This is a genomic window from Paenibacillus sp. SAF-068 (assembly GCF_051967555.1).
Classification (GTDB): Bacteria; Bacillota; Bacilli; order Paenibacillales; family Paenibacillaceae; genus Paenibacillus.
On sequence record NZ_JBQCJX010000001.1, the window covers coordinates 43131 to 60817 of the forward strand.

16 protein-coding genes are annotated in these 17687 nt (G+C 47.8%); 9 read left to right on the plus strand and 7 right to left on the minus strand.

Annotated features, from left to right (window positions below):
• Window positions 1–55: 55 nt before the first annotated feature.
• The 3 genes from ACTHPG_RS00175 to ACTHPG_RS00185 all read left to right on the plus strand — a co-directional run bounded on the left by ACTHPG_RS00175 (window position 56) and on the right by ACTHPG_RS00185 (window position 5065).
• Window positions 56–2767 carry a glycoside hydrolase family 3 C-terminal domain-containing protein gene (locus ACTHPG_RS00175; protein ID WP_440387009.1) on the plus strand — a complete coding sequence of 904 codons (2712 nt, stop codon included), beginning with the start codon at window positions 56–58 and terminating at the stop codon, window positions 2765–2767.
• Between the two features lie 144 nt (window positions 2768–2911).
• Window positions 2912–4480 (plus strand): glycoside hydrolase family 30 protein, encoded by a 1569-nt coding sequence (locus ACTHPG_RS00180; protein ID WP_440387011.1) that lies wholly within the window; start codon window positions 2912–2914, stop codon window positions 4478–4480.
• Between the two features lie 144 nt (window positions 4481–4624).
• Window positions 4625–5065, plus strand: a complete 441-nt coding sequence (locus ACTHPG_RS00185) for a GNAT family N-acetyltransferase (protein ID WP_440387012.1) — start codon at window positions 4625–4627, stop codon at window positions 5063–5065.
• 228 nt (window positions 5066–5293) lie between these two features.
• On the opposite strand, the gene ACTHPG_RS00190 is transcribed toward ACTHPG_RS00185, so the two are convergent.
• From ACTHPG_RS00190 to ACTHPG_RS00210, 5 genes are all read right to left on the minus strand, one after another.
• Window positions 5294–6082 (minus strand): formate/nitrite transporter family protein, encoded by a 789-nt coding sequence (locus ACTHPG_RS00190; protein WP_017690511.1) that lies wholly within the window; start codon window positions 6080–6082, stop codon window positions 5294–5296.
• A gap of 82 nt (window positions 6083–6164) precedes the next feature.
• Window positions 6165–6566 carry a hypothetical protein gene (locus tag ACTHPG_RS00195; RefSeq protein WP_440387014.1) on the minus strand — a complete coding sequence of 134 codons (402 nt, stop codon included), beginning with the start codon at window positions 6564–6566 and terminating at the stop codon, window positions 6165–6167.
• Window positions 6563–7078 carry a HEAT repeat domain-containing protein gene (locus tag ACTHPG_RS00200; protein ID WP_440387015.1) on the minus strand — a complete coding sequence of 172 codons (516 nt, stop codon included), beginning with the start codon at window positions 7076–7078 and terminating at the stop codon, window positions 6563–6565. The genes ACTHPG_RS00195 and ACTHPG_RS00200 overlap by 4 nt, the downstream gene beginning before the upstream one ends.
• 6 nt (window positions 7079–7084) lie before the next feature.
• The gene (locus tag ACTHPG_RS00205) at window positions 7085–7324 is read right to left on the minus strand and encodes a bacteriocin immunity protein (protein WP_440387017.1); all 240 of its coding nucleotides are present in this window, start codon (window positions 7322–7324) and stop codon (window positions 7085–7087) included.
• Between the two features lie 367 nt (window positions 7325–7691).
• Window positions 7692–8681 (minus strand): quinone oxidoreductase family protein, encoded by a 990-nt coding sequence (locus ACTHPG_RS00210; RefSeq protein ID WP_440387019.1) that lies wholly within the window; start codon window positions 8679–8681, stop codon window positions 7692–7694.
• Between the two features lie 181 nt (window positions 8682–8862).
• On the opposite strand from ACTHPG_RS00210, the gene ACTHPG_RS00215 reads away from it, so the two are divergent.
• Genes ACTHPG_RS00215 through ACTHPG_RS00230 form a run of 4 tightly spaced genes read left to right on the plus strand, consistent with a single transcriptional unit; the run spans window position 8863 to window position 12291 of the window.
• A complete protein-coding gene (locus ACTHPG_RS00215) occupies window positions 8863–9723 on the plus strand; it encodes a LysR family transcriptional regulator (RefSeq protein WP_440387020.1) in 861 nt (286 codons plus the stop codon).
• Window positions 9724–9777: 54 nt separating this feature from the next.
• Window positions 9778–10878 (plus strand): threonine aldolase family protein, encoded by a 1101-nt coding sequence (locus ACTHPG_RS00220; protein ID WP_440387022.1) that lies wholly within the window; start codon window positions 9778–9780, stop codon window positions 10876–10878.
• Between the two features lie 33 nt (window positions 10879–10911).
• Complete coding sequence (locus ACTHPG_RS00225; protein ID WP_124117340.1) at window positions 10912–11382, plus strand: SMI1/KNR4 family protein; 471 nt, start codon at window positions 10912–10914, stop codon at window positions 11380–11382.
• 30 nt (window positions 11383–11412) lie between these two features.
• Window positions 11413–12291: a LysR substrate-binding domain-containing protein gene (locus tag ACTHPG_RS00230; protein ID WP_440387023.1), complete on the plus strand. Its 879-nt coding sequence runs from the start codon at window positions 11413–11415 to the stop codon at window positions 12289–12291.
• Here the strand turns inward: ACTHPG_RS00230 and ACTHPG_RS00235 are convergent.
• Window positions 12288–13277, minus strand: coding sequence for an aldo/keto reductase family protein (locus ACTHPG_RS00235; protein ID WP_440387025.1), 990 nt, complete (start codon window positions 13275–13277; stop codon window positions 12288–12290). The genes ACTHPG_RS00230 and ACTHPG_RS00235 overlap by 4 nt on opposite strands.
• Window positions 13278–13373: 96 nt before the next feature.
• The gene (locus ACTHPG_RS00240) at window positions 13374–14411 is read right to left on the minus strand and encodes a PocR ligand-binding domain-containing protein (RefSeq protein WP_440387026.1); all 1038 of its coding nucleotides are present in this window, start codon (window positions 14409–14411) and stop codon (window positions 13374–13376) included.
• Between the two features lie 305 nt (window positions 14412–14716).
• On the opposite strand from ACTHPG_RS00240, the gene ACTHPG_RS00245 reads away from it, so the two are divergent.
• Window positions 14717–15859 carry a glycerol dehydrogenase gene (locus ACTHPG_RS00245; protein ID WP_076333049.1) on the plus strand — a complete coding sequence of 381 codons (1143 nt, stop codon included), beginning with the start codon at window positions 14717–14719 and terminating at the stop codon, window positions 15857–15859.
• Window positions 15859–17628 (plus strand): dihydroxyacetone kinase subunit DhaK, encoded by a 1770-nt coding sequence (dhaK, locus tag ACTHPG_RS00250; RefSeq protein WP_440387028.1) that lies wholly within the window; start codon window positions 15859–15861, stop codon window positions 17626–17628. The genes ACTHPG_RS00245 and dhaK overlap by 1 nt, the downstream gene beginning before the upstream one ends.
• The last annotated feature ends 59 nt before the right edge of the window (window positions 17629–17687 follow it).

Consider the following 17687-nt stretch of genomic DNA (forward strand, 5'->3'; position numbering starts at 1 on the left):
ATGTATTCAATATGTGCACAAGAAAAATGATCAAGAGAGAAGGAGAGCTTACAACATGAACAGAAGACTCAATCTGATTTTCCCCAAACGATGGTTTATGCTACTCATCATCGTGGCGGTTGCGGCTATGCCGTTACACGCCTTCGCCGCGGAGGCGGAATCGGGGGCCAATCAACCATGGATGAACAAATCTCTATCTGCGGAGGAGCGCACCGAGTTGCTGCTCAAAGAGATGACGCTGGAGGAGAAAGTTGGATTCGTAACCGGTAAAGTAAATAACTATTATGGTTTCTATAATGATGGATTGGAGCGCCTCGGCATTCCGGCATTACAGATGGCAGATGGACCCGCGGGGGTGCGTGTGGCCAATCCGGATGTGCAGGACAAAAAGTCCACTGCACTGCCTGCACCCATTGCTCTTGCAGCTTCATGGGATACCGACCTTGCCAAGAAATATGGCGATCTGATCGGTCAGGAAGCACATGATACAACACATAATGTAGTTCTTGGCCCTGGGCTGGATATTGCACGTACACCGTGGGGTTCCCGGAACTTTGAATCGCTCGGGGAAGATCCATTGCTGGCTTCCGGTATGGGTGCAGCGTATGTGAACGGGATTCAAAGCAATCCGGTTATCGCTACAGCGAAGCATTACATCCTGAACAACCAGGAGACGGAGCGTTTCACGACCAATGCTACAGCCAGTGAACGTGCGATTCAGGAAGTCTATGCACGTCCGTTCCAGGCGATGGTTGAAAAAGCCGATCTCGGTTCGGCCATGTGTTCATTTAACCAGGTGAACGGTACATATGCTTGTGAGAACAAGGAGATGCTGACCGATGTCCTTAAGAATCAGTTTGGCTTCGAAGGGTTTGTCATGAGTGACTACGGTGCAAACTTCAGCACAGCCAAATCCGCCAATGCGGGTCTGGATCTGGAGACACCTGGAGAGCCGTATGGCAAATGGGGAGACAAATTGCTGGAAGCCGTGAACAATGGCGAAGTCAGCGAGCAAACCATTGATGAGAAGGTTAGACGCATTTTGCTTCAGATGTTCGATAAAGGGCTGTTCGATAACCCTGTAACGAATACACAAATCAATGCCAAGAAAGATGGCAAACAGGCACGTGAAATTGCAGAAGAGAGCATGGTTCTTTTGCAAAACAACGATAATGTGCTGCCGCTGTCCAAGAAAAACGTGAAATCCATCGCTGTCATTGGTCCGGATGCAGATAACGCATCTGCAGCTGGTGGAGGTAGCAGTCTGGTTAATCCGACGTATACTGTAAGTCCGCTTCAAGGAATTCGTAACCGTGCTGGTAACGGTGTGGATGTAAAATATGCTGCCGGAACGGATCCTATCTCGGCAGGAGATGCATTTAATGGACCATCCGCCGTACCTTCTACTCTTTTATCACCAGCGGATGCTCAGCAAAGTGAAAGAGACTATGGTACAGATCGCGCGGAATACGGTCTGCATGCTGAATACTGGACGAATAAAGATATGGAGGGTAATCCTTCTTTGGTTCGTACAGATAATCAGGTTAATATGAATCTTGGATTCTACAACTATGAAGGTTTTAACGCACAATCTTCCAAGCTTCCGGTGACACCAACGAAGTTCAATGCCAAAATGTCTGCTCGTTGGACAGGGGCAATCACAGCGCCTCAATCGGGTGAATATAAACTGTCCCTGACCAGTCTCGGTTCTGCGAAACTGTATGTGGATGATGAGTTACTTGTAGACAATCAAGGTGATACATTGAGCACAACGAAGAAGGAAATCACGTTCAAAGAAGGAGAGTCCCACGACATTCGAATTGAGTATCGTACCGATTTCCCGGTACAGTCCAATCACGATATGGGTGCACAGGTTCGTTTTGGCTGGGAAGCTCCAGAAGACGCTGTTGATATCAAAATGCAAAAAGCAGTTGAGCTGGCGAAAAAATCCGATGTTGCCGTTGTGGTAACTCGTACGTATGACAGTGAAGGTTATGTGGACCGTTCCGATCTGGAACTGCCGAATAACCAGGAGCAGCTGATTCGCAAGGTAGCGGCAGCCAATCCAAAAACGATCGTGGTGCAAATGAGTGGTCGTGCTGTCGAAATGGACTCCTGGCAAAACGAAGTGCCGTCCATCGTTCAGGCTTGGTATGCAGGTCAGGAACAAGGTAATGCCGTAGCACGTGTTCTGTTCGGAGATGTGAATCCATCCGGTAAGTTACCAGTGACGTTCCCATCGGATGATTCCCAGACCCCGGTATCCACTGCGGAACAATTCCCGGGTGTGAATGGAGTGGGTACCTACTCCGAGGGTATCTTTGTAGGGTACAAAGGATATGACAAAGAAGGCATGACACCGGCGTTCGCCTTTGGACACGGGCTGTCTTATACCGATTTTAATTATCGTAATCTGCATGTGAAGAACACAGGCAAAGGCGACAAAGCAACCGTAGAAGTATCTCTGAACCTGCGCAATACAGGTAAAGTTACCGGTGCAGAAGTCGTGCAGGTCTATGTCGGCAATCTGCCAACCAAAGTTGAAACGCCAGAGAAGCAGCTTGCTGGCTGGGCGAAGGTCGATCTGAAGGCAGGCAAGCAACAACGGGTTAACATCCAACTGGATCGCAGCGCATTGTCCTACTGGGACGAAGCATCCCATGAATGGGTAATGCCTAAGGGTAAGGTTCAAGTGTATGTCGGCAGTGCATCGGATGATATCCGTCTGACAGGCAGTGTGAATATCGGAAGCAAGTCCGGTAAATAAAAGTGGAATAAGGGAGATCGAAAGATTGCTCTCCCGGTAAAGTTAGTTGCATCAAATGCATTGTGTTCTAATTCATATATATAGGAAATGGAGTCGTGGCCGAATGGCCGCGGCTTTTTCACAATGGAAGGAGAGTAAGGTGTGATGAATACAGGTTGGCGAGAGCAGCCCAAACGATGGATCATCCTGTTCATCGCTGTTTATTGTGTCGGTGCAGGAGTCTGGCTTATTCTCAACCGAATTGAGCCATCCGTTCCTCCACCGGTTGCGGACAAGCAGAGAACGGCCGAAGTCTGGTTAACGACGGGTGATCAGCAAAATCTGCTTACCCCTCAGAAGCCTATTCCCGTGACAGAGCACCATGATACAGATACAAGCTCTTTCGTTTCTTCAACGGAGGAGTCAGGTACTTCTTCTTCAGAGTTTACCATACAGATTGACCCGAACAAGACGTATCAGACCATGGATGGATTTGGCGCAGCGATGACGGGTTCGTCGGCACATCTGATCAATCAGCTTTCCGAGGAACAACAAGAACAATTGCTAAAGGAGCTATTTACAACGGAAGGTTTGAACATGGATATGGTGCGTCATACGATTGGTGCTTCCGATTATTCTGTGGATGAATCAGGCGGTGCTTCAAGTTATACCTACAATGATATTGAGTCCGGCACGGATTATGATATGGAACACTTTACGATCAATAAGGATCAGGAAGTTGTGAATATGTTGAAGCGTGCGGCTGGGTTGAAACCGGGTCTTAAAGTACTGGGCACACCGTGGACGGCTCCAGCCTGGATGAAGTATGGAGAAGAGAAGACCACTAACGGCTGGTTTCTGGATTATAATAATCCCAGGATATATGAAGCATATGCGAGATATTTTGTGAAGTATATCGAAGCTTATCAGGCGAAGGGCCTTCCCATCTACGGGATCACGTTGCAAAATGAACCGGAATTCACCTCGGATAATTATCCGAGTATGAGTATGGGAGCCGAAGAACAAGCCATGTTCATTCGGGATTATCTCGGCCCGGCGCTACAGGATGCGGGACTGGACACGCGAATCATCGCGTATGATCATAACTGGGATCAAGCGGTCGAATATACCGGCAAGGTGCTCGGTGATGAGCAGGCTGCCGCCTATGTCGATGGATCTGCTTTTCACTGTTATGCAGGTGATCCATCTGCCATGTCGGAAGTGCATGAGCGCTTCCCGGACAAACATATCTATTTTACGGAATGCAGTGGTGGGGAGTGGAGTCCTGACTTTGGCGAGAATCTAAGCTGGCAGATGTCCAATCTCATCATTGGTGCACCTCGCAACTGGGCGAAGAATGTACTGCTCTGGAACATCGCACTCGATTCGCAAGGGGGGCCCACGAACGGTGGCTGTGAGAACTGCCGTGGGGTTGTGACGATTGATCCGGAGCATGGTGAAATCACCAGGAATATCGAGTATTATGCATTGGGCCACATCAGCCGATATGTACGACCAGGAGCCGTAAGAGTGGATTCCACGCAAGAACATGGACAGATCGAGAACGTAGCTTTCCGCAACCCGGATGGAACGATGGTGCTGGTTGCAGCTAACACGGGTGAGGAAGAAGTTTCCTTTGATGTAGTCATGGACGGAGATTCATTTCGGTATACATTGCCTCCCCAATCGGCAGTAACCTTCCGCTGGAATCCGAAAACGGGGGGAGTGCGTTGACTGAGGATTTGGAAATTATAGATTCAGGTTGAAGGATGGCATGGTAAATGCTTGTAGAGTTATACTGAAATTGAAACGGTCAAACAAGTTCGATCGCAGGATCGGACTTATCCATAAACCTTTTATGGAAAGGAGATTACGTGAATGATAGTCGTTTCATATCGGGAACACGATCATGACAAGCTGGTAGAAATCTGGGAAAGTGCTGTTCGGGCAACCCACACGTTTTTGGAAGAACATCACATTCAGTTCTATAAAAAAGTGGTAAGCGACGTGTTAAAGCAAAGACAAGTGGAGGTTTGGGAAGTACTTAATACGGAGCAACAACCCGCAGGTTTTATTGGTTTGCATGATGACTTTATCGAGATGTTATTTATAGATCCGAGCCAACATGGACAGGGTCTGGGAAAGCTTCTTATCAAACATACCTTCAGAATCAAAGGTCGTCACCTCAAGGTAGATGTTAATGAGCAGAACCCTGGCGCAGCTCAATTCTATCAAAAGATGGGATTTGTACAGATAGGACGGTCTGCATTAGATGGTTCTGGTAATCCGTTTCCGCTGTTGCATCTGGAGATCAGATAGAAACAGGCTGAGAGGGAACGTCATTGGCTGACGGTAGGATGGAGCCATGTGGTTGTTGTAAACATGGCTAAAAGCAGGGGCAGGCGGCTTATCTGTGAGCCTGCCATAGAGAAACACCCCGGCAACCTTCTCTCTGAGATGGGGAGGTTGCCGGGGTGTTTTGGGTTCACCTTACCGATTCGCCATGGTCGATGGACCGGGCTGTACGGAGAGCTTTTTTACCAGAGATTAATGTGTCTCTTCATCCAGGAACGGTTTGTTCACCGCATAATACATAAAGCCCATCAGCAGAACACCACCTACCAGATTACCCAAGGTCACGGGAACCAGGTTGTGAAGCACACCTTCAAATGAGATGGTCCCGGGGTGATTCAGCACAAGTGCAATCGCGAACGTACACATATTGGCGATGCTGTGCTCATATCCCGAGATGAAGAAGCAGAACACAAAGAGCATCATGGCGAACATTTTGGCTCCATTCTCCTTCATGAACATCGGGACAAAGAACGCCATACATACGAGCCAGTTACACAAAATCCCCCGGAAAAAGAGCTGCATGGTCGGAACTTCCATCTTGTGCTCCACCACGCTTAACAGAAACCCATTCACCTGGGACGAGTCGAACAATCCCGTGAGGTAGATTAACAGGGCAAACACGGCTGCACCCATCAGGTTACCGCTATAACTCGCAATCCACAGCTTGATCACTTCGAACCAGCGCAGTTTCTTGCGCAGTGCCGCATACGTGTAATAGAACGTATTACCCGTGAACAGGTCACCCCCACCATAGGCGATTAGAATGATGGCCGCGCCAAACGTAATTGCTGCCATCGGATAGGTAAACGGGGACTGCTCCATATAAAAGAAGTTACCTGTCTTAAACGCCACGATGACGCCGAATCCGATAAACATACTGGCCAGCATGGAGCGTGCAAGGTACCTGATTAAGCTTTGTTTGTAAATCTTGTGTTTCTTCAGAGCCAGTTGTTCCACGTTCCGTAGAGCTTCCGTTTCCATAATTCTCCTCCAATAGCATGATGTCTTGCTTACCATTATAACGAAATTATGGAAATTGGGGAGGGGGAACTTGGATTACTGATTATTTAACCGGATATGGATACATGCAGGATCTGAGAATCTCAATCTTTTGTTCCTCTGTTCGTTCGTGAGGCGCCAATTCTTCTGAATAAGAACGTTCCAGCTTGGCACGCATGAAACGCTCCGCATATTCGTTCGGGCGAGAGTGAAGTTCTTTGGCATACTCACCAAATGCGCTGACATCCCGTACCTTTTCCAACACGCTGTTCAGTAGCGGACTGCCGGCATAGAGCAAGGAAGCTGTCTCTTCAGATTCAAATTTGAGAAACAGAATAGCTTTCTGTAGGGCGTTGATTTCACCTTGGGTGAGGTAAACAGCCTGCGTAGCATGCTCTCCGGATGCTTCCGATGCTCCTGATGCTTTTGATGCTTCTGGTGAAAATGGTTCATTGTCCTGATTCATAGATCATCACGTCCTGTTATGGAATGCAGTTCTCGCTTGGCAGAAGCACCGAAATGCGGATGAGATTGGAGCGATTCCAGCGCAAGGATAGCCCTTGGGATATGTTTGTGAGCAGTAAGAATTGCAAAAGCTGCACCTTGCAGTAAAATGTAGGCATTCCCCGACAATACATCCTGGGCCAACGTAATCTCAGCTTCGGTAGCCGGCAATAAGGCCAGAGTCTGTAAAGCATAATTCTGTACATCCTCATCTTCTTCTGAGTCACGAACAAGCTGTGCGGCAGCATGACGAATTTCATCCAAAAGTGGGGAAGACTCTGCCATGCCTAAAGCTCGCCATGCTTCAATGCGGATGAGATCTTCTTCAGCTGAATCCATGCCAATCGCGAGAACTTGCTGAGTAAGGTGGCTATCGGTCAACTGAATCAGATCACGAAGTGCCTGTAGTTTCTCTTCCCCGCGGATTGCATTAAAATCTGGATGTTCATTGTGGTTATGATTCATATCAGACATTGGCTATTATTCACCTCCTGAAGAATATGAAGATGGGGGCGGAAGAATGATCGGGCGAGCTGCCAATGCTTCCTCGACAATCTGTTCCGGCGTAAGGTCTCGATCATCCCAGTAAATCAGATTACTGATCTCTGCGTGAGGCACTTGCTGTTGTAGCTCCGTCAGCATGTCATCCAATTCGGCTTCCGTTCCTTCGGCGTCCATTAGTCTGCGAACCAATTCTACCAGATGCGATCGATTGTCCATATGTATGTACACCTCCTGAATAATTAATATTGTGAACCAACTAAAGCTAGCGTTCAAGAGCGTTAGAGAGTGTTGAAGGGGCTAACGAGTTACGGATGCAAACGAACGCTAACGAATCTGAGACGTCTTATTCAAGGCCGGGAGGCGCCCGTTAAAGACCAAATAAGACGTCCTGAGTTCCTTAGAAAAGAAAATCGCCGACCCATCTGCCAGGAGCAATCAGCTTGAACCTCAATACTTTTTAGATGTTGGAACCCATCACCATATAGCTTGCCTAAGTTTGAAAACACACCCTAACAGCGATCGGAAGGTTGTTCTGTCATCGGAGTGTGCAGTGTAAATATTCTTTAGTTCAATTTATATAACATCAATCAATCCGTACAGCCAGATTACCAAACTGCTGCCCATTTTCCATGCGTTCGAATGCTTCCGCTACATCTTGCAACGGATATACGCTATCGATCACAGGATGTATGTCATGATGCTCCACCCATTGCAGCATCTGGATGAACTCCTCACGGCTGCCCATTGAGGTGCCGATCAGACTGACCTGCGGGAAGAAGATAGAGCGAATAGGAACAGTTAGATCATCCCCTGAGCTAGCACCATACATCACGATACGCCCACCTGGTCTGATTATATCAAAATATTTCGGGAACATGGCTTGTCCGATGCTATCCAAGATCATATCCACAGGTTCCAGATCGTTCTGCAAATGCCAATCGGCATGACTATCCAATGCATGGGTAGCGCCCAGGCGCAGGGCCTCATTTCTTTTGGCTTCACTTCTGGAGGTAACAGTCACCTTGGCACCAGCCGCTATCGCCATGAGCAGGGCATACGTCGCTACACCACCACCAATACCGGGAATGAGGACATGTTCACCTTGCTTTAATACGCCGCGAGTAAATAAGGCGCGATAAGCCGTCAGCGCTGAAAGGGAAAGCACGCCTGCTTCCTCCCAGGATAGGTGAGCTGGCTTAGGCAGGGCATTTTCAGCAGGTAACGTGATATATTGAGCCAGCGTTCCATCCGTAGGACCACCAACAATATCGGGCACGATGGGCACGTTACTTGCAACTTCCCAACCGAGGGTAGGATGGATAATGACTTCATCACCTATTGCGAACCCTCTTACACCTTCGCCAATCTCAACGATGATACCTGCTCCATCGGAACCGGGAATGAGCGGGGTGTCCTGGGTTCCACGTCCTGCCATAATGAACAGATCCCTGTGGTTGATTCCAGCCGATTTGAGTTGGATCCGCACTTCCCCGGCTTCTGGTACCCGAGATGTTGACTCTGTATATCGAAGACCAGCAATGCCGCTCTGGCCTGAATGTACGATAGCTTTCATATTCAATATTCCTCCTGTCGATATAATCAGATTTCACTACTGAGCCTCATTGTACAGATGGTGCAGATTCACGTAAAATGAACAAAAATGATTGTGAGTATCAATGAAAATAATAGATAAGCATTTTGCATGAATCGGATGATGCAGAATGCCGATATAACGACGAGCAGGTGATCAGGGTATGGATGCAGGTGATTTGAAAATATTTCAGGCGGTCGCCCGCGAAGGTAGTATCAGTAAAGCTGCACTTGCACTTAATTATGTACAATCCAATGTAACCACGCGTATCAAGCAGTTGGAGACACAGCTGCAAGTACCGCTGTTTCATCGTTCCAATCGGGGGATGTCTCTTACACCAGCGGGCGAGAATCTGCTTGTGTATGCGGATAGAATATTGCAACTATTATATGAAGCAGAGCAGGCCACACAAGTCGGTAACCCGCCAACCGGCATGCTTCGTCTGGGTGCCATTGAGACAGCAGCTTCCACTTTCCTCACGCCGCTCTTGGCTGAATACAGTTCATGCTACCCGGAGGTACACCATTCACTTGTCACGGGTGGGACCCATGAGCTGAATCAGAAGGTCATTCAACATGAATTGCATGGCGCTTTAATATATGGCCCAATCGATCATCCTGATCTGAACTATATGAAGATGTATGATGAGGAATTGGTGTTGATCGCTGAACCTGGGGTGCATGAGTTACACGCGTTATTGTCCAGACCGATGTTGTTTTTTGAGATTGGATGCACACATCGCACTCAGGCGGAATCCTTTTTGAAAGATCAGGGTATCTCGTCACTAAACGTTATGGACTATGGAACACTGGACACGATTCTGAATGGGGTATCTGCCGGGCTCGGTGTATCATTGCTGCCGCGCTCTTCAGTTGCCAAAGCAGAATTAAGAGGTGAGATCGCGGTGATGTCTTTGCCAGATCCCTATGGCCGGTTGGAAGTAGGATTTGTGTATGCCCGGGGTGAACATATATCTAGTGCGCTAAGCGCTTTGGTACAGATCATTACAGAACCGGAATTATAAGAGGTTGTCCAAAATTTCGCTTTAGAACACGCACTATACAAGGAGTGATTGATCTTGGAGGATACTAAGTTAACATTGGCTGATGCATTTAATCAGGCAGACTTTATTATTGGTGGTCATGGCAGTCGCCAAGTCAAGGTGCTTCAAGAGGTATTACAGCAAGTCGATGGGGAGACCTTCAGTGACCACTACGGCAACGGCCCCATCATCGAAGAATTTCAGCAACAGATGGCCGACGTTCTCGGCAAGGAATCGGCCGTGTTTTTCCCAAGCGGAACGATGGCGCAGCAGATTGCATTACGGATCTGGTGTGATCGCAAAGGGATAAAACGAGTAGCCTATCACCCTCTCTGCCATCTGGAGATCCATGAAGAAGATGGATTGAAAGAGTTGCATCAGATTGAATCGATTTTGCTGGCGGACAAGGAGCGGTTGATTCGTTTGGAAGATGTACAAGCGCTTGATCAGGGCATTGCCTGTCTGCTGTTGGAACTGCCACAACGCGAGATTGGCGGGCAATTGCCAGCGTATGAAGAACTGGAAGCGATCTCGGCCTACTGCCGTGAGCGCGGGATTAAGCTGCATCTGGACGGGGCGCGCCTGTTCGAGATTACTCCCTATTACAAGAAGACACCTGCGGAGATCTGCAGTCTCTTTGATAGCGTGTATGTTTCCTTTTACAAAGGAATCGGAGGTATTGCGGGGGCGATATTGGCGGGTGATGCGGATGTGATGCAGGAATCAAAAGTATGGAAACGTCGGCACGGTGGTGATCTGATCGGCCTGTATCCATATATTCTGAGTTCTCAGTATTACTTCAATGAACGGATTGGCAAAATGGAGCGTTATTACGAGCAGGCTCAAGAACTCGCCTCCTTATTGAATGCCTGTCATGGGATACATACCTTGCCAGAGGTACCGGTGTCGAATATGTTCCATGTGCACTTTGCACTGGCTGCGGACGAAGTTGAACCCATTCTTGTGCAAATGGCTCACCAGCATGGTATGGGCATGACTGCATATCTGAACAAGACGAGTGGGAGCAGCTGTGCCTTTGAATTGTCTACGGGTGATCGTTATGAGAAGCTTCCCCAGGATAAGCTGCGTGCAGCACTGGAATGGCTGGATCAAGAATTGCGTAAGCAGGTAAGATAACAAGCGGATTCTAATGTAAAGGAGGAGTTAAAAATGAGGTCGATAGAATTGGAACCGATTCGTGATCTTTTGGTGAAGGCTTACGATACGACAATGGGAGAAGGGTGTACTCCTGAGACACAACAGAGCATTGAGGATTTTGAGCAAAAGCATAACGTAAAACTGCCCGCAGCATATCGTGCGCTTTTACTCGAATTCGGTGCTTGTAACTTCGGTGATCCTGCCTTGTATTCGGTGAAAGAACTGAGCTGGGCTTATCCCGAGTTTCTGGAAGTCTACCGTGAAGTTGAGAAGGAATACGAGCTTCCAGCGGATATTCAACCGTTTCCCATTGGTGGGTTTGGTGAAGGAAGCGTGGCCATGCTGGATCAGACCTACGGCAAAATATGGATGTTAATTCACGATGCAGGGGAAACTCCTCTGGAGGAGATTGCTGCGGACTTTAATGAATTGATGACGATGCTGACGGAGTCCGCGATCTGGGTTCAGGAACAGATGAATTAACAGGGAGACGGAAGGAAGCGCAACAGACCTATGGATATTCGTAAATTAAGATATTTTATAACCGTGGCGGAAGAACTTCATTTTCACCGTGCAGCGGAAAAATTAAATATGACACAGCCTCCGCTGAGCCAGCAGATTCAGAATCTGGAAGAAGAGCTAGGTGTGAGGCTGTTGGAACGTACGAGAAAAATGGTCCGTCTCACCCCGGCAGGAGCCGTATTTCTGGAACAGGCCAGACTGATCATAGCGCAACTCGAACGTTCCATCCAGCTTACGCAAAAGGCAGATCAGGGCATGATCGGGCATATAACTGTGGCGTTTGTGGATTCGGCTTCGGGGAGCATTATGGTGGATGTGCTCAGGAAATTTCGCGCTGCGTACCCGCAGATTGAATTGACATTACGTGAGATGACTTCGTCCCAGCAATTGCAGGCACTGGAAGACGGACAGATCCATATTGGATTTCTGCGGTATCAGGAAGATACCCGGCATGTCTCGTTCCGTCCCTGTCAGATGGAAACGTTGATTGCCGTGTTGCCAGATCATCACCCGATGGCTTCTCAGACTCAAGTTTCGATTCGAGAACTGGTGGATGAAGATTTTATTTTATTCCCACGGCATCTGGGTTCGCCATTTCATCGACTGGTTCTGAATTACTGTAGAACACATGGCGTAGACCCTCGAATTACGCAGGAAGCGATCCAGATGTATACGATTGTGAATCTCGTTGCAGCGGGCATGGGGATTTCCATTGTTCCCTCCTCGGTGGATGTGTTCCAGCGGAAGGGTGTGGTGTTCCTTCTATTACAAGAAAATCCGCCCTCCGTACCGTTGTATACGGCATGGCGGACGGATATGAATCAGGAAGTGGTAACCCGTTTTATGAACTTTGTTGATGAATGTGTTTAACCCGTCTTGTCTGGATCACGCTCAATCCACGGATTCAGTATTTCATCAATACGAGACATGATCTCAGGGTCCAGTTTCACACCAGAAGCTTTTACATTTTCCAATACCTGCTCTGGCCGGGATGCACCGATAATGACGGAACTGACATACGAATGATGTAGAACCCACGCAACGGCGAGTTGTGGAAGCGTTAGTCCGATCTCTTTTGCCACTGGGACAATCTCTTGCACAGCAGTAAGAACATCTTCACGTAACCACTGACCAGCCAGTTTATTGAAAAAGGGTGCTCCTGCCTCAGCAGCTGCACGTGATCCGGTGGGCAACGTTGCGTTAGGCGCATATTTACCTGATAGTATACCCTGAGCCAGAGGAGACCATGTAATCTGTCCAAGTCCTGCTTGGTCGCTTGCAGGCACCACTTCTTGCTCAATCACACGCCATAACATTGAATATTGCGGCTGACTTGCAATGAAGGGAACATGAAGTTCCCGTGCCAAAGCGGCTCCTCTTGCAATCTGATCTGCGTTCCATTCACTTACGCCAATGTAATGGACTTTGCCCTGACGCACCAAATCGGAGAATGCCAGAAACGTCTCTTCCAGCGGAGTGTTGTAATCATAACGGTGAGCGTAATAGACATCGATATAATCAGTCTGTAGCCGCCGTAATGAACCATTGCAGGCTTCAATGATGTGTTTACGTGAAAGTCCGCGGTCATTATAACCTGTGCCGGTGGGGTGACAGACTTTGGTGCATAGTTCAATACTTTCTCTTCGTATATCCTTAAGAGCCTGTCCCAGTACGGTTTCTGCCTTGGTATTGGAGTACACGTCTGCGGTATCAAATGTGGTAATACCTGCCTCCAATGCGGCTTGAACACAAGCTTCTGCTATTCCATCCTTGACTTGCGCTCCATGCGTAATCCAGTTGCCGAGTGAAATCTCACTGACGGTTAATCCACTGTTTCCTAATTTGCGATACTCCATCCATGCCGCCTCCCTAAGTAATCTGGACTCCATTGTAGCAATGGCAGATTAATAGGTGAAATATCTTTTAACCCCAACTTTGATACGAAAAAGATATCAGTGGATTTTCTCCTGGATGTATTTACGATAGAGAGCAGGTGTAATCTCCTCGAATTTTTTGAATATTTTGATAAAATATCCCGATTCATTGAATCCCAGCTCATCACTGATCTGTGATACAGGCATGTCGGTGACCTCCAGCAACTGCTTGGCCCACTTAATTTTGAGTTTAGCCAGGTAGGTGGTGAAGTTCTCACCCGTTTCCTTGGCAAAGAGCCTGCTGAAATAACTCGGACTCAGGTGGCATAGATCAGCCATTTGTTTGAGCGAGACCTGTTCGCTTTTGTGACTGTGAATGTATTCAAAAGCAGGCTGAAGCACCGGGCTGGAGCTTCCCGCATCACTTGGGCTGTTCTTGAGATAGGCATCCGCAATCGCATTGGTCATCTCTTTTTTAATCGACTCGATATTACGAATGGAGTAACCCGGCAGAATGGTGGAGAGGTTCAGCGACTCCTGATTACCTGACGCTTTCTCGAACATTTCCACTAACAGATTTTTGTTGAGCGCTTCTTCCACAATGTAGTTGCAGAGCAAGGATAACATGTTGGAGATTTTCACAATCTCTTCATAGGTCATCACGGGCAGCTGAGCGTAATCGTCTTTTAATTCCTCCAGCTTGGCTGCATGCATGGGCACGTTCTTGGATGTGACAATTTGCTCCAGATCGCTACCTTTTTCCGGGTCGGCGAGCTTCACTTGTCCTGCCATCACGGCGCCGATATATTTGCCATCGATGGTGATCGGAATTGCGATATCTATAATATTGAAATGACACAGATACACATAAGGCTCATTTAACCGAACCGCTTCCAGACCACCACGAGAATCGCATTTTTGGCAGTAGGGGAGAAGTTCGGGGTCTTTGCGTACATTCTGGCAGAAGGCCTGACAGCTGCTGTGACTGGTTACGGGAATGCCTTTATAATCCACGGTGAGGATCGCAAGTTTGGTTACTGTGGCAAGAGAATCTTGTAGACGCTTCCATTTGTTAAGGTCAAGTATTTTATTGATGTGCAGATATTCTTTAATCATAAGATGAAACCTCCATAGCTAACCTGCTTCATGATTTAGGCCGTTAAAAGTTAGCAAGTTGTACATATTAAGATGTAATGATGACGGGTAATGTATAATGGGAGGTCAAAATTCAACCATCTCATGACAATAACATACCATGATTGCACTAAAAAGCAAAAAATTACGATTGAAAATTATAATAATTTGTTATTAAAGTCCACTGTAAACCTGCTAGCTATGCGTTATATTAAGGTCAATTGTAAGAAATTAAAATTTGATGTAATCACTACACCAATTCATATCCTTAGGAGGCATATATAATTATGAGAAAAGCATTTATCAGCCCAACCAAATATGTACAAGGCGAAGACGAATTGTTGAACCTGGGGTACTTTGTTAAATCCTTCGGAGAATCTGCCTTGCTGATCGCACATCCGGATGATGTACAGCGTGTCAAAGCTAAGCTGGATGCAACAGCTGAAAAATTCAATATTACATTTGTTGAAAGCGGTTTTAAAGGGGAATGTTCCCGTGAGGAAGTTGCTCGTCTGCAAGCGATCGCGAAGGAAAAAGGATGTGACTCTACGATCGGTCTTGGTGGCGGTAAAGCCATTGATGCGGCCAAATGTGTAGCTGAAGGCGAAGCATTGATCATCTGCCCAACGATTGCGGCAACAGACGCACCGACGAGTCACTCCGCTGTATTGTACACACCGGATGGTTCTTTTGATGACTATGCTTACTTCAAACAAAGCCCAAGTGTGGTTCTCGTCGATACAACGGTAATCGCCAACGCACCAACACGTTTCCTAGTATCCGGTATGGGAGATGCGCTCTCTACATACTTTGAAGCAAGAGCAACGGCGAAATCCTATTCCCGTGTAAACGCAAGTCTGCCAATGGGTTCCCGTGAAGGATATACACCATCGGCAGTAGGTACGAATGCGGCACTTGCCTTGGCAAAACTGTGTTATGAAATGCTTTTGACTGACGGAGCAAAAGCGAAAGTGGCGAGTGACAGCAACGTCGTGACGCAAGCGCTGGAAAACATCGTCGAGACCAACATTCTGTTGTCTGGCCTTGGATTCGAAAGTGGCGGTTTGGCCGCAGCACATGCAATCCACAACGGTTTGACTGTTCTGGAGGGAACACATCATTTCTTCCACGGGGAAAAAGTTTCCTTCGGTACAATTGCTCAACTCGTGCTCGAAAATGCACCAACCGAAGAGCTGCACGAAGTCATGGACTTCTGTCTCGAAGTGGGACTACCGATCAGTTTGGCGGATATCGGTGTAGATACGATTAGTCAGGAAGAGTTGTTAAAAGTGGCGGAGATCGCTTGTATTCCGGAAGAATCCATTCACGCAATGCCATTCCCGATCACCGTTCCTGAAGTGGCTGCTGCCATTGCAGCGGCTGACCGAATGGGCCGTGAGTACAAAGCAGCACGCCGGGAGGCAAAATAATGAAGAAAATTATTAACCAAGCTGAACATGTTGTTATGGAAATGTGCAACGGAATTGCGCTTGCACACCCAGAGCTTGAATTTTTGAAAAAATATAAAGTCATCAAACGCAGAGAGATTAAGGCTGATAAGGTCAGCCTGATCAGTGGTGGCGGCAGTGGGCATGAACCGGCTCACGCTGGTTATGTGGGGAAAGGAATGCTGGATGCAGCGGTATGTGGAGATGTATTCGCATCACCTTCTCAAATCCAGGTGTATCAAGCGATTAAGGCAACCGCCAGCAACAAGGGTACACTCTTGATCATCAAGAACTACAGTGGTGACATGATGAACTTCAAAAATGCAGCGCATCTGGCAGAAGAGGATGGCATCGACGTACAATATGTACGTGTTGAGGATGACATCGCTGTGCAAGACAGCTTGTACACGGTAGGACGCCGCGGTGTTGCGGGAACTGTACTGGTTCACAAGATTGCCGGAGCAGCAGCCGAAGAAGGCCGCAGCCTGGCAGATGTGAAATTGGTTGCTGAGAAAGCAGCTCAGAATGTTCGTAGTATTGGTTTTGGATTCACATCCTGTACCGTGCCAGCCAAAGGTACGCCTACCTTCGAAATTGCTGAAGACGAGATGGAATTCGGCGTAGGGATTCATGGTGAGCCAGGAATTCGTCGTGAGAAAATCGTATCTGCGGATGAATTGGCGGGACGTATGGTTGAAGCGTTGCTCGCAGACATGAAGCTGGATAAGGATGCATCCGCTGAGATTGCGGTACTCGTGAATGGTTTTGGTGCAACGCCACTGCAAGAACTGTACCTGCTCAACAATTCCGTTCAACGTGAGCTTGCAGGACATGCAGGTCTAAAGGTTGCGACTACGTTTGTAGGCAACTACATGACAAGTATCGATATGGCAGGGGCATCGGTTACGATTCTGAAACTGGATGATGAACTGAAAACGCTGTTGTTCAAGGAAAGTGATACTCCTGCGTTTAAAGTATCAGGACCTCCAGTAGCGCAAGTGGCGTATTCCGAGGCTCTGGAAGCCGTTGTGGGTGAAGACGCTCCGGTATCTTACGAAGTGGAGACGGATGCATCAGCTGCGGTGATCAGCAACAATCAATTTTCCCTGGATAATGTCGTCTATCTGATTGATAAAATGGGTGAGATCATCATCAAGAACGAGGTACCATTCTGTGAACTGGATTCCCATGCCGGTGATGGCGATTTCGGTATGAGTGTGGCCAAAGGCTTCCGCCAGTTGAAACGCGAATGGAATCACATCATTAACGAAGATAAAAAAGACATCGGGTCGTTCCTGGATGCATGTTCCCTGGTCATCATGGAATATTGCGGCGGCGCATCCGGCCCGATCTGGGGTTCGGCATTCCGTGCGGCTGGCAAAGGGGTAGGGGATAAACAGCAATTAAACGTTGCTGAATTCGCTGAGATGATTCATGCAGCCGTGCAAGGAATTCAGTCTACTGGAGAGCGTTCCTTTGGACGTGGTGCCGTTGTAGGCGACAAAACCTTGATCGATGCACTCGTTCCGTGTGCCGATTCCTGGACGCAAAGTGCGGAGGCTGGTGATGACTTCAAAACCGCATTTGCCAAAGGTGCAGCAGCAGCCGTTGAAGGTGCGAAGAAAACCGAAGATATCGTGGCACGTATGGGCCGCGCAGGTACCGTCGGTGATCGTAGTTTGGGCTACCCTGATGCGGGCGCTTATGCGCTCGGGGTTATTTTCACAGAGTTGTCCGAGTCGATGAAATAAGGAATGTTGTAAGAGTACGGTTATCTTGACGATAGGTCCAAGATATATTGTGTATCAGA